Source organism: Vagococcus xieshaowenii (assembly GCF_004792515.1).
GTDB classification, from domain to species: Bacteria; Bacillota; Bacilli; order Lactobacillales; family Vagococcaceae; genus Vagococcus_A; species Vagococcus_A xieshaowenii.
In genome coordinates, this window is record NZ_CP038865.1 from 940,452 (window position 1) to 953,797 (window position 13,346).

Here is a 13,346-nt window from a genome sequence, read left to right on the forward strand (position 1 = left end):
ATATAGTATTATTAATGCTAATGAAACAGTGAAGGGGAGATTTAAGAGATGGAAAGAATTCGTATTATTGATTCTAAAGACCACGTAGGCGAAATCGTTCAAATTGGTGGTTGGATTGCTAATAAACGTTCAAGCGGAAAAATCGCTTTTTTACAATTACGTGATGGCTCAGCCTTTTTCCAAGGTGTAGTCGTAAAAACAGAAGTACCGGAAGAGGTATTTAATACAGCAAAAGGGTTAAGTCAAGAAACATCAGTTATTGTAACCGGTGAAATTCGTGAAGATTCACGTTCAAAATTTGGTTATGAAATTGGTATTCAAAATATTGAAGTAGTAGGCGAAAGTAATGACTACCCTATTACACCAAAAGAACATGGTACTGACTTCTTAATGGATAATCGTCATTTGTGGTTACGTTCAAGTCGTCAACATGCCATTATGCAAATTCGTAACGAAATTATTCGTGCAACTTATGAATTTTATAACAGCCGTGGATTTACTAAGATTGATCCACCAATCTTAACAAGTAGCGCACCAGAAGGAACAACAGAGTTATTTTCTACTGATTACTTTGGTCAAGATGCTTATCTATCTCAAACAGGTCAGTTGTATGCTGAAGCAGCGGCAATGGCATTTGGTAAAGTATTCTCATTTGGTCCAACATTCCGTGCTGAAAAATCTAAAACACGTCGTCATTTGACTGAATTTTGGATGATTGAACCAGAAATGGCATTTGTTAAGCATGAAGAAAGTTTACAAGTTCAAGAGCAGTATGTAGCATTCTTGGTACAATCAGTATTAGACAATTGTGATTATGCGTTAGACGTTTTAGGTCGAGACAAAGAGTTATTAAAAATCTATACAGAATTACCATTCCCACGCATTTCATATGATGATGCGATTAAATTATTAAACGAAAATGATTTCGATGATATTACATGGGGCGATGATTTTGGTTCACCTCATGAAACATTTATTGCTAACCATTTTAGCAAGCCAGTGTTTATTACAAACTATCCTAAAGGTATCAAACCATTCTACATGCCATCACCAGAAGATCGCGATGATGTTGTGATTTGTGCAGACTTAATTGCGCCAGAAGGTTACGGTGAGATTATTGGTGGTAGTGAACGTGCGATTGGTTATGATAATATGAAACAACGTTTAGAAGAAAACAACTTGAGCCTTGATGAATACGGTTGGTATTTAGATTTAAATAAATACGGTCCAGTTCCACATTCAGGATTTGGTTTAGGTTTAGAACGTGCAGTTACATGGATTTCAGGTATTGAACATATCCGTGAAGCTAGCCCATTCCCACGTATGTTACACAGAATTTACCCATAGAATAACAGTTAATGTAAGAGTCCTTTTATAGGGCTCTTTTTTTATGGGGAAATAGTTAGTAGTTATTTAAATTTTTTTCTACTTGACAGTCTTAAGTGTGTTGGTTAGTATAGTACACATAGAACAGTTAGATGGAAGGAGGAATAACATTGCAACTTGATAAAAGGAGTCGCAAGCCGCTCTATGAGCAAGTGGTTTATGGAATAAAACAAGATATTATGTTAGGAATTCTTGAGGTGAATGAAAAATTACCTTCTGTTAGAGAATTAGCTAGCCAATTGTTGATTAATCCAAATACAATCAGTAAGGCTTATAAGCAACTTGAATCGGAAGGGATTATTATGACCATTCGTGGGAAAGGAACTTTCGTGGCAGAACAGGTCAATACAGCACGTGATGAACGCAAAGTTCAAGCAATTAAAGAAAAACTAATTGAGTTAGTGGTTGAAGCAAATTATCAACAGGTTGGTGAAGGGGAATTATTGGCTTGGATTAAGGAAGCTGTAAAGTCAAACGGAGGAATGAAAAATGAAAGTTGAACATTTAAGTAAAGAAATAGAACAACGTTTAATTATTGATGATGTAAATTTTGAATTAAAAAAAGGAGAAATAGTTGGTCTGATTGGTCGAAATGGTGAAGGGAAAACCACTATTTTTCGCTTGATTGCTAATCACTATAACAAAACAAAGGGACATATATTTATTAATGAAGAAAACATCGATCGTCATCGTGAGCTTTATAGCCAAATTTTTTATATAGACAGTCAGTATCATAGTTTAAGTGGCATGACACCAAAGACTATAGCTAAACAGTATCAAGAGCTATATCCATCGTTTGATACGCATCGTTTTTTAGGATTAGTTGATGCCTATCAATTGCCTATAAATAAATCTTACCGAACATACTCAAAAGGTATGCAAGGGTTATTGCTTATTATTTTGGCTATTTGTACTAATGCAACGTATATTTTATTAGATGAGCCATTAGATGGGTTAGATTTTTATGTGAAGAAGCAAGCACTACAATTGATGTTAGAAGAAGTAGCCGAGGCTAAAAAAACATTGCTGATTAGCTCACATAATTTACTGGAGTTAGAGTACATTATAGACCGAGCATTAATTATTAAAAAAGGTCGCCTAGTTAAAAATTATCAATTAAACGAAGTGAAGGAATCGATTAAGAAGATTCAAATGATATTCCCAAATAATGAGTTGCCACGGTTAGTAACTGAAAATGCAACTATTTTAGAATCTCGTGGTAAAGTGACAGTAGCGCTTTTCCATCAACTTTCGCCAGAATTAATAACTGAAATTTCAAGCCATGAACCTATATTATTTGAAGAATTACCAGTTAGTCTTGAAGATGTTGTAGCATCACAAGTTTTAGATGATACAGAGTTAGTAATAGCTAAAAAAGGAGGGAATGCTGATGAATAATTCTTTACTAAAAATCATTTGGCAACGCCATAAATTAATCTTACTTGTTGCAGTAGCGGTTATTATTGGAAGTTATATACAATCAACTGTATCTCAATACAATAGTTGGAAAGATCAGGATGACTATTATCATTCGAAGGTATTTAAAGAAAATTTTTATGAAGAAATGAAAGAAAACAAAAAAGCTGGCATAGATGGCGTAATGTCTTCTATAACGGATGAAGGAGAAGAGCAGTTTACTAATAATTTCAAAGAGTATCAAGAACAGAGTATTGAAAACAACAAGGTGTTTAGTCAAGATTATTATGGTATAAACTACTATGGTAGTAACTTTTTTACTCTCGTTTCGTTATTAACTATTTTCTTAGGGTTAGCAGTCTTTCTATATGATAATAATGCTAACTTTAATCAAGCGTTGTTTTCTTCACGTTTTACAAGGAAACAAATTTTTAATAGTAAATTAGGAATGTTTAGCTTAGCTTTTTTTACTAGTCATATTATAGGAACGATTATTTACTTGCTGGGTATATTTAAGTCAATACCCAAAGAAAATCTAGCTGTTTCTGTGGGAGAATTAATACCAAGCGTAGTGGCGTGTTTGTTGCTGGGTGCATGTTTCTTTTACGTATCAGTTTTGGCAGGTATTATTATGGGACAATGGTTATTTGCAGCTCCAACCGTGATGGCCTTTTTCTTATCGATAGATTATTTTAAAAGTAGTATAGTTGATTGGATGATTATATTTAATGGTGAGTATGATGATTATACAAATGGCACTGGGATTGATTATACGCGTTACTCCTTAGACAATTGGGTAAGTGACTATAGCAATAATAGTGTCCCAATATCACAATGGATAAGCATGGTTATCATTATAGTGGGATGTATCGGTGTGAGCTATTGGTTGTTCCAACAATTAAGCACAGATAATGCGCATCAATATTTAGCCTTTGATTTCTTGAAAAAACCTGTTTTAATAACGGCGATGATTTATATTTTCTTCAGTGTTTTTTCAGTGGATTTATACGGTGGTATTATCTATGAAAAAATGAGCACCCTAGTTATCATGATCGCTATGATGCTAGTGTCAATGATTTTGATATATGTTGTATTTCATTTACTTATTTATCGTGAGCTGCCATTTAAAATGAAGCAAAGTAGATCATAATAATTAATAAATAACTAATATGAAAAGTACGAATTAAATATTCGTACTTTTTTTTCGCAATTTGTATATTAAAAGTAGATTTATTTAACGTTAATTGGTATATTATAATGAATAAAGGGGGGATTTTATGAATTACATACAAAGAGCTTGGGCAAGTGTCGCACGCAAGAAAGGCAAGTCATTGATTTTATTTGCAGTTATTTTTATTTTAGGAAACGTGATTGCAGGAGCTATTGCCATTCAGCAAGCCACAGGGAACGTTGAAAAAAATATTAAAAAGTCATTAAATGCAACCGCTACATTAACGGTTGACTATGATAAATTAGAAAAGGTTTCAGAAGATTTTGATTATAATGATTTGAAATCGCAAGATATTAAAGTGGTCAATCAGATTGGTGAATTACCTCAAGTTGAATATATGGATTACACAATGAACGCATATGAACAAACGAAAAAAATAAAAACGATTACGTCTGATAATATGGGTGGTATGTCAGGTCTTAATTATTCGGGAGGTAACCAACCCGAAATTAGTGATATTAAAAAAGGAATCATCCAACTAAAAGATGGTCGTGTCTTTTCAGAAAGTGATATTAATGAAGGGAAGCAAGTGGGGTTAATTTCTACAGAATTGGCAAAAGCCAATCATCTGAAAATAGGGGATAAAATGGTGATAGATCAAATACAAGATTTTTCTTGGATTGATGATAGCGCTGAATCTGAGAGCGAAGGAATGGTTGAAGAACCAGTACTAACTAAAGATAATAGTGTAACAGTTAATTTATCGATTGAGATAATTGGCTTTTTTGATTTAGTTGACAAGTCAAAAGAAGCAAGTAAATCTGATAATGAAGAAGACAAATTTGCTTCAGAAATGCAAAAAATTGAGTTACAAAATACCGTGTATATGCCCAATAAGACGATCGTCAAGAATACACGTCAAATTGCTGAAGCAGTCAAAAAAGCAAATCCATCTTTTTATGACAATATGTATGGAGATTTATCTCTTGATGAGATTGAAAAGGAGTATTCATTTGGTCAACCGTTTTATATGTTGAAATCACCAGAAGATGCCGAATCGTTTAGAGAAGATGCACAGGCATTGTTAACGAAATACGAGAAAGTCTTACTTTCAACTGACCAGTATAATGAAGTTGCAGGACCATTAAATCAAATGTCGAAGTTAGCTAATATTGTACTGTGGGTAGCAATTGGTGCTTCAATTATCATTGTTACTTTAGTTGTGTTGCTATTCTTGCGTGATCGTAAACATGAATTAGGCGTTTACTTATCAATGGGTGAGAAACGTCGCAAAGTAATCGGTCAAATAATAATTGAAGTGATGTTAATTGGTTTTGTCGCATTAAGCGCGTCTGTTGTTAGTGGTAATTTTGTGGCTAAATCAGTCTCCAATTCAATGATTGCAGCCAATGTTAAGAAAGAAAATGAAACAGCACAGGATGATTATAAATCAGAATTTGAATATCAATATTTGGGCGGCAAGAGCGTTAGTCAAGAGGACGTGTTGGATGCGTATGAGGTGAAATTAACACCTAAATTTATTGGATTATTTTATGCTGCAGGTTTAGGTGTGATTATATTATCGGTCCTAGTACCGTTATTGTACATTGTCAGACTAAATCCTAAGAAAATACTAATGTAAGGAGCGAAGAGTAATGGCGATACTAGAAGCGAAAAATATTAATTACTATTATCAAGATGGCGATCAAATGAGATATATTTTAAAAGATACTTCTATTAGTTTTGAAAAAGGTAAATTTTATGCGATTGTGGGGCAATCTGGTTCAGGAAAAACAACCTTTCTTTCGTTATTAAGTGCGTTAGAAACACCTAAAGAAGGCACGATTTATTTTGAAGGGAAAGATATCAAAGAAATTGGATATGAACAGTTCCGAAGAGATAATATTAGTATTATTTTTCAAAGCTATAATTTAATTCCATATCTAACAGCTGTTGAAAATGTATTAGTTAATATGTCTATTACCGACAATGAGTTGCCAGGTAATGAGCGTGAGATTGCGTATAATTTATTGGATTACATAGGACTAGATAAAGCAAAAGCTGATCGTCAAGTTAATCAGCTATCAGGTGGAGAACAACAGCGTGTAGCGATTGCACGTTCACTTTCTACAAACGTTGATGTCATTTTAGCCGATGAACCCACCGGTAATTTAGATGAGGGAAAAGAAGAAGAGATTATTGAAATCTTTAAGGAGTTAGCACATAAGCATGGAAAATGTGTAATTGTCGTAACCCATTCTGGCGAAATTGCGGAACAAGCAGATGCATCAATTACGCTTCGTAAGGGAGGGTTACTGTTTAATGAGTGATTTTTTATCAAACTTCACCAATGATAATTATGGAAATAAACAACCGAGAAAAAAAGAACGTCATTCTGATAAATCTCCTCTAGAAGAAACATCTACGGAAGAAAGAACAAATGATTCAGTTGAATTAAATGGAAAAGAGAATGAACAAAAATCTCAGTTGAATAACCCAACTGAAAAAAAGGATCAACATAAAACGTCCGCTTCTAGTCAACCTATATTTGATGAAGACACACAGACGATAACAGATCCAACTTATCGAAAAAAACAAATAAGAAAAAAGTTACTGATAGCAGTATCTGCCATTATTGTGTTGATGGGATGTTTGTTTGCTTATTATCAATTTTCTACTGTTAAGGTACCAGATTTTGTGGGTAAAAATGTGAGTGAAGTAAGAGAATGGGGCGTCGATTCCGGCGTGAAGATTTCACCAGAACAAGTATATGATTTTGATGAAAAAATTAATGCTGTAGTTAAACAAAATCAAACAGCGGGCAAGCGAATGAAGAAAAAAGACAAATTGATCGTGCAAACAAGTTTAGGTCCTGACCCCAAAGAGCTTATCGCTTTGCCAACGTTTGAAGAGATGACCATTACCCAAGCTCAAGAATGGATAGAAAGTAATAAAGCAGAAAACGTTACAATTTCTGAAGAGTATAATGATAAAGTAGCGGCTAAAAAATTAATCAAACAAGAATTTTCTCAAAAAGATTTCGATAAGAAAAAATATAAACGTGAAGACCAGATGATTTTAACCTATTCAAAAGGAAAAGAAGTATTTGAAAAAAATATTGCGATGCCTGATTTTAAGAAAAAAGATAAAGGCAAGTTAGATGAATGGGTGAAAGCCAATGAAATAAAAGCGACAGTTAAGTGGGTCGATTCTGATGAGGAAAAAGGGAAGGTCCTCACTCAGAGTGTGGAACCAACTGTGAAGGTAGCTAAACGTGAGTGTTTATCTTTTACTATTTCTAAAGGCAAGCCAATTATTGTGCCGGATTTTTCTCTTTATAACAAGAATACTGTGGAAGAAATTACTGGTTTAACAGTGCAAGTTAACGAAAAGTTTTCTGATAGCGTGTCGTTTGGGGGGCTTCTTTCACAATCAGTTGAAGCTGGGAAAAAATATTATGAAGGTGAGCCACTTCCCACTATTACTGTGGAGTACTCGGTTGGACAACCTTATTTACGTTCCTATATAGGAGAGCTAGAGGGGGATTTAGCTGAACGTTTCTTTAATGATTATCAATCTAAAGGAGCAAATATTACGTATACCACATACCGAACACCATCAAGTGAGCCAAAAGGAACAGTGGTCAAAATGAGTTTATATAATGAATTTGTTTCAACAGACTATCATGTTTCAATCGGCATAAGTGATGGAAGTAAAGCATCTGAGGTACCCAAATACCAAGAGGATGAGCTAGATAAGGAATTACCTGAAACAAAAGACAGCTTAGAAGATATTGCAAACTAAAGAACTAAATAGGAAGAAGAGTGAGCCAAAGTTTGGCTCACTCTTTTTTAGATAAATATCATTTTTGAATAGAAATCTTTTGTTATACCAACGAATTGTGCTATAATAGATTATGTAAATTTATGTTCGAAAAACTTCGCGCTAGGGTAGCTTAGGGCGATTTTTAATCGAATGAATTTTAATAAGTGACTAAGGGTGATGAAAGTTGAGCAGGATACCACAAGAAGTTCTTGATGACATAAGGCATCAAGTGAATATCGTCGATGTTGTTGGCCAATATGTTCAACTGAAAAAATCAGGAAAAAATTACTTTGGATTATGTCCATTCCATGATGAAAAATCCCCGTCGTTTTCAGTTGCGGAAGATAAGCAGATTTTTCATTGCTTCGGTTGTGGCAAAGGTGGGAATGTTTTTCAATTTCTTCAAGAAGTTGATGGCTTATCCTTTGTAGAATCTGTTGAAAAAGTTGCACAAACAAGCCATGTTGAGATTAATTATCAATTCCAACCAGAGATGTCTGTTAATGAAACAGGACAAAAAAGAAAAATTGATACACTAATCGAAATGCATGAAAAAGCAGCAACCTTATTTCAACACGTTCTGTTAAAAACCAAAGTAGGTGAGCCTGCATTAGAATATCTTTATCAGCGTGGTTTAACAGATGAACAAATTGAGCACTTTGGTATAGGTTTTGCACCATCTGAAAATAGCTTGTTACGAAAAGTATTTGAAAATGAAGGTTATAGTGAAGAACTATTAGAAGCATCTGGCCTAATGTCGTTACGTGACAATGGTGAATTCGTTGATCGTTTTTTTGGACGTATCATGTTTCCAATACGCAATAATCAAGGGAAACTAGTCGCTTTTTCGGGAAGATTATTTGATCAATATTTATTGGATCAAAAGAAGAGTCCGAAATACTTAAACAGTCCTGAAACTGAAATTTTTAACAAACGACAAGTATTGTATAATTTCTATGAAGCTAGAAAAACAGGACGTAAAGAAAATGAATTAGTGTTGTTTGAAGGATTTATGGATGTCATTGCGGCACATAATGCAGGAATTACCAATGGTGTTGCTTCAATGGGGACGAGCTTAACGGGAGAACAAATCAATACATTACAACGAACGGTAGGTCAACTATTAATTTGTTATGATGGGGATAATGCCGGTAAAGAAGCAAGCTTTCGCGCATTAAAAACAATTAGTGAGCAGTCAGCACTAGATATAAGCCTTGTCTTATTACCAGAAAAGATGGATCCAGATGAATTTATTCAAAAGTATGGATCTGAACGTTTCATCCATCTATTGAGAAATCAACGTGAATCTCCGTTTACTTTTAAATTAGATTATTATAAGCAGAATAAAAATTTAGAAAACGAACACGACCGCTTTGACTATTTGAACACGATGGTAACAGAATTATTATCGGTCAATTCTGTCATTGAACGTGAAGTGTACATTAAACAACTAGCAGATAATTTTGATGTCTCGGTTGAAGCAATTCAAGCAGAAATTCAAAAAGGATTATCTAATCAAACGCAAGAACGACAATCCAAACGTCGTGATGTTTATCAGCCAGAGATTGTGATACCACAAGTACAACAAGTTTCCAAAATGTCACTAGCTGAAAAAACAGAACAAATGTTAATGTATCGCATATTGCATGAAAGTAGTACGGCGTCAATGATAAAAAATATTCCAGACTTCAACTTTATTCATGAAGAGTATCAAGAAATCTTTCAGATATATTCTGAATACAAGATGTTGCATGATGAATTTTTAGAAGCAGATTTTTTAAATGCGTTAACAGACGAACGATTAAAAAATAAATTAATTCAAATTAGCTATTTAGATATGTCAGAAGAAAGTAGTCAACAAGAAATTAATGATTACATTCGCACAATTAATAAAGCTAACCTTGAACAATTGAAACAAGAAAAATTGATGCAACAAAAAGAAGCATCACGTATTGGAAACAAAGAATTAGAACTTCAATTAACAATTGAGATAATTAATATCCAAAAGTTACTTAAGGATTAGAATATATTAGGGGGCATGGTCCATGGCAAACCAAAAAGAAACAAATAAGGTGACTTATAATCAAGCAGTTACTGCACTGATTAAAGAACACAAAGTAAAAGGTTCCATTTTATATGATGAATTAACTGATAAAATCGCAACACCTTATGAATTAGGTGATAAAGGGATGGATAGCTTGATTCAACGTGTCGAAGATCAAGGAATCAGCGTAGTTGATGAAGATGGTGAACCAGCAAAAAGAAGTTTACAAACAGAAGATGAAATTGATCAAAAAGATGAAGATTTGTCTGCCCCAGCTGGAGTTAAAATCAATGACCCAGTTCGTATGTATTTAAAAGAAATCGGTCGTGTAGATTTATTAACAGCACAAGAAGAGATTGATTTGGCTTTACGTATTGTAGATGGCGATCAAGAAGCTAAACAAAAATTAGCTGAAGCTAACTTACGTTTAGTTGTTAGTATTGCTAAACGTTATGTTGGTCGTGGAATGCAGTTTCTAGATTTAATCCAAGAAGGTAATATGGGATTAATGAAAGCTGTTGAAAAATTTGACCATACAAAAGGTTTCAAGTTCTCTACTTATGCAACATGGTGGATTCGTCAAGCTATTACGCGTGCGATTGCCGATCAAGCAAGAACGATTCGTATTCCAGTTCATATGGTCGAAACAATTAATAAATTGATTCGTATTCAACGTCAATTATTACAAGATTTAGGACGCGAACCAACACCTGAAGAAATTGGTGCAGAAATGGATTTACCAACTGAAAAAGTACGTGAAATCTTAAAAATCTCACAAGAACCTGTTTCATTAGAAACGCCAATTGGTGAAGAGGACGATTCGCACCTTGGGGACTTTATTGAGGATCAAGATGCAACAAGTCCAGCTGAACATGCTGCATACGAAATGTTAAAAGAACAATTAGAAAATGTGTTAGATCAACTAACAGATCGTGAAGAGAATGTTTTACGTTTACGTTTTGGTCTAGATGATGGTCGTACGCGCACGTTAGAAGAAGTCGGAAAAGTATTCGGTGTTACTCGTGAACGTATTCGTCAGATTGAAGCTAAAGCATTGAGAAAATTACGTCATCCATCACGTTCTAAACAATTAAAAGATTTCTTAGAATAAACATAACCATTATAAGAGTGTGACGAACTTTCCGTTACACTCTTTTTTTGTAGAGGAGGTATTGTTAAGATGATGACAAGAGCAAATAAGCCATTTAAAACGCATAGCAATATTTGTTTACCTTTAATGGCAAGAAATGAAGCGGACTTGTTAGTTGAAGTAGATAAACTTGTGAACGCAAAGCCGGACATTATTGAGTGGCGCGTTGACTATTTTGATGACTTTGAAACGATTGATTTGATGACTGATTTAGTAAATAAAATAACCCCTAAACTTAATAATATTCCACTGTTAGTAACCTTACGAACAAAAAGAGAAGGTGGTAAAGCTGATATTTCAGACAGCTTATACGTTCAATTGATTGAACAATATGCAACGCATTTAATCATAGATTTTCTTGACATTCAATTTCATTCTGTCAAAAATCATGAAGGGTTGTTGACGTTACTGAAGCATCAACAGATTATTCTTGTTATTAGTTATCATGACTTTACAAAGACATTATCAAAAGAAGAGATGATGAAGCTTTTGAAAGAGATGCAACATTACTATCCATCTTCTGTATACAAACTAGCCCAGATGCCACGAGATTTTGAGGATGTCTTAAATGTGATGTCTGTTTCATATGAAGTAGGCAAAGAAGAAACAGTGATTATGATTGCAATGGGGGAACTAGGTAAGGTTACTCGTGTGTTAACGAAGCAGCTTAACAGCTGGCTAACATTTGTAAGTCTAGACGCTTTGTCTGCACCAGGTCAGATGACAATTGAACAAGCTAAAGAGTTGCTATCACAATTTAAATGATAAAAAATACAAGACGCCAATCATTATTATGATATAATTAAACTAGATTATTTAGAAAGTAGTGAAAAAATGAATGAACAAAAATTATCCAAACGGTTAGAAAGAGTGGCAAGTTTTGTACCAAAAGATGCTGTAGTGGCAGACATTGGATCAGATCATGCTTATTTACCTGCTTGGTTATATTTAAATAATAAAATTACGCGTGCGATTGCTGGAGAGGTTGTAGAGGGACCTTTTAATTCGGCGAAGTCTTTAGTAGCTTCTTTAGGACTAGAAGATAAAATTTCTGTAAGATTAGCAGATGGGTTGGAAGTTCTTTCTAAAGAAGATAATGTTACAGCTATCACTATTTGCGGAATGGGTGGCTCACTGATTAGAGACATTTTATCTCGTGGGAAACATAAAGGTCACCTGGTTGGGACAGAGCGTCTTATTTTGCAACCGAATGTTGGTGAACCTACATTAAGACGTTGGTTACAACAAGAGGGCTATGAAATTCTTTTAGAAGATATTCTAGAAGAAGATCAAAAAATTTATGAAATAATCGTTGCTGAAAAAACAGGTAATAAAACAGACTATGACGATAAGACTTTATTTTTTGGTCCGTTTTTACTAAAAAATCATGATGAGATTTTTATCAAAAAATGGCAGTATCAATTAGAAAAATACCACTATATTTTATCTAGTATGGAACAGGCTACACATGTTGAACCAAATAAATTAATCGAAGTGAAAGAAAAAATCAGTTGGATTGAAGAGGTGATGTAAATGCTAGCATCAGCATTTATCGAAAGATTTGAAGAGTATTTCCCACTTGAACTGGCTGAGCCAGGAGACCCAGTTGGTTTACATATTGGGACATTAAATAAAGAAATCAAACGCGTGATGATTACGTTGGATGTTAGACCAGAAGTTGTGGCCGAAGCAATTGAGAAGAAAATAGATCTATTAATTGCCAAACATCCCCCTATTTTTCGCCCAGTTAAAGATTTAATTACAGATCATCCACAGCAACAAATGTTTGCAGATTTATTACGTCATGATATAGCTGTGTATGCGGCACACACAAATATGGATATTGTGCCAAACGGCTTAAATGACTGGTTCTGTGAATTATTAGGAATAGAAGAGACAACCTATATTACCAAAACACACGAAATAAATAATCAATCATACGGTATTGGTCGGGTTGGTGATATTAAACAAGCAATGACACTAGAAGAATTAGTTTATCAGGTAAAAGATACATTTAAATTAGATGGTCTAAGATTGATTAGCCGTTCACCACAAAACATAGTGAAACGTGTGGCTATATGTGGCGGAAGCGGGGAAAAGTTTTACCGAGATGCCCAAAAAGCTGGAGCCGATGTCTATATAACTGGTGATGTTTATTATCATACAGGTCATGATATGATAGCCGATGATTTTTCTGTCATTGATGCGGGTCATTACATCGAATCTTTATGTAAAGAAAAAATAGTTTCTCTATGTAATGAATGGAAAAAGGCGTATAATTGGGATATAGAGATTGTTGAGTCAATGGAAAATACTAATCCATTTTCTTATTATTAAAATTAAAGGAGTTGTCG

The 13,346-nt window shown here is 34.1% G+C and carries 12 protein-coding genes; all 12 read left to right on the top strand.

Features of this window, described 5'->3' with window-relative positions:
• Positions 1-48: 48 nt before the first annotated feature.
• Positions 49-1,347 (top strand): asparagine--tRNA ligase, encoded by a 1,299-nt coding sequence (asnS, locus tag E4Z98_RS04555; RefSeq protein ID WP_135254776.1) that lies wholly within the window; start codon positions 49-51, stop codon positions 1,345-1,347.
• A gap of 149 nt (positions 1,348-1,496) precedes the next feature.
• Positions 1,497-1,886, top strand: a complete 390-nt coding sequence (locus tag E4Z98_RS04560; protein ID WP_241856729.1) for a GntR family transcriptional regulator — start codon at positions 1,497-1,499, stop codon at positions 1,884-1,886.
• Positions 1,876-2,784, top strand: a complete 909-nt coding sequence (locus tag E4Z98_RS04565) for an ATP-binding cassette domain-containing protein (protein WP_135254774.1) — start codon at positions 1,876-1,878, stop codon at positions 2,782-2,784. The genes E4Z98_RS04560 and E4Z98_RS04565 overlap by 11 nt, the downstream gene beginning before the upstream one ends.
• Complete coding sequence (locus tag E4Z98_RS04570) at positions 2,777-3,952, top strand: hypothetical protein (RefSeq protein WP_135254773.1); 1,176 nt, start codon at positions 2,777-2,779, stop codon at positions 3,950-3,952. Before E4Z98_RS04565 ends, E4Z98_RS04570 begins: the two co-directional genes overlap by 8 nt.
• A gap of 127 nt (positions 3,953-4,079) precedes the next feature.
• Entirely contained in the window at positions 4,080-5,615 is a 1,536-nt protein-coding gene (locus E4Z98_RS04575; protein ID WP_135254772.1) for an ABC transporter permease, read from the top strand.
• Positions 5,616-5,628: 13 nt separating this feature from the next.
• A complete protein-coding gene (locus tag E4Z98_RS04580; protein WP_135254771.1) occupies positions 5,629-6,303 on the top strand; it encodes an ABC transporter ATP-binding protein in 675 nt (224 codons plus the stop codon).
• Positions 6,296-7,777: a PASTA domain-containing protein gene (locus E4Z98_RS04585; protein ID WP_167790937.1), complete on the top strand. Its 1,482-nt coding sequence runs from the start codon at positions 6,296-6,298 to the stop codon at positions 7,775-7,777. The genes E4Z98_RS04580 and E4Z98_RS04585 overlap by 8 nt, the downstream gene beginning before the upstream one ends.
• Before the next feature lie 205 nt (positions 7,778-7,982).
• Positions 7,983-9,821 carry a DNA primase gene (dnaG, locus tag E4Z98_RS04590; protein WP_135254769.1) on the top strand — a complete coding sequence of 613 codons (1,839 nt, stop codon included), beginning with the start codon at positions 7,983-7,985 and terminating at the stop codon, positions 9,819-9,821.
• Between the two features lie 22 nt (positions 9,822-9,843).
• A complete protein-coding gene (gene rpoD / locus E4Z98_RS04595; RefSeq protein ID WP_135254768.1) occupies positions 9,844-10,953 on the top strand; it encodes an RNA polymerase sigma factor RpoD in 1,110 nt (369 codons plus the stop codon).
• Between the two features lie 69 nt (positions 10,954-11,022).
• Positions 11,023-11,757, top strand: a complete 735-nt coding sequence (gene aroD / locus E4Z98_RS04600; protein ID WP_135254767.1) for a type I 3-dehydroquinate dehydratase — start codon at positions 11,023-11,025, stop codon at positions 11,755-11,757.
• A 69-nt stretch (positions 11,758-11,826) separates the two neighbouring features.
• Complete coding sequence (locus tag E4Z98_RS04605; protein ID WP_135254766.1) at positions 11,827-12,525, top strand: tRNA (adenine(22)-N(1))-methyltransferase; 699 nt, start codon at positions 11,827-11,829, stop codon at positions 12,523-12,525.
• Positions 12,526-13,329, top strand: a complete 804-nt coding sequence (locus E4Z98_RS04610; protein WP_135254765.1) for a Nif3-like dinuclear metal center hexameric protein — start codon at positions 12,526-12,528, stop codon at positions 13,327-13,329.
• Positions 13,330-13,346: the final 17 nt, after the last annotated feature.

Bases quoted from the DNA above. Each gene is read 5' to 3' on its own strand.
- E4Z98_RS04570 (WP_135254773.1), top strand. From the start codon at position 2,777: ATGAATAATTCTTTACTAAAAATCATTTGGCAACGCCATAAATTAATC.
- E4Z98_RS04610 (WP_135254765.1), top strand. From the start codon at position 12,526: ATGCTAGCATCAGCATTTATCGAAAGATTTGAAGAGTATTTCCCACTT.
- E4Z98_RS04575 (WP_135254772.1), top strand. From the start codon at position 4,080: ATGAATTACATACAAAGAGCTTGGGCAAGTGTCGCACGCAAGAAAGGC.
- E4Z98_RS04585 (WP_167790937.1), top strand. From the start codon at position 6,296: ATGAGTGATTTTTTATCAAACTTCACCAATGATAATTATGGAAATAAA.
- E4Z98_RS04565 (WP_135254774.1), top strand. From the start codon at position 1,876: ATGAAAGTTGAACATTTAAGTAAAGAAATAGAACAACGTTTAATTATT.
- rpoD (WP_135254768.1), top strand. From the start codon at position 9,844: ATGGCAAACCAAAAAGAAACAAATAAGGTGACTTATAATCAAGCAGTT.
- E4Z98_RS04580 (WP_135254771.1), top strand. From the start codon at position 5,629: ATGGCGATACTAGAAGCGAAAAATATTAATTACTATTATCAAGATGGC.
- asnS (WP_135254776.1), top strand. From the start codon at position 49: ATGGAAAGAATTCGTATTATTGATTCTAAAGACCACGTAGGCGAAATC.
- aroD (WP_135254767.1), top strand. From the start codon at position 11,023: ATGATGACAAGAGCAAATAAGCCATTTAAAACGCATAGCAATATTTGT.
- E4Z98_RS04605 (WP_135254766.1), top strand. From the start codon at position 11,827: ATGAATGAACAAAAATTATCCAAACGGTTAGAAAGAGTGGCAAGTTTT.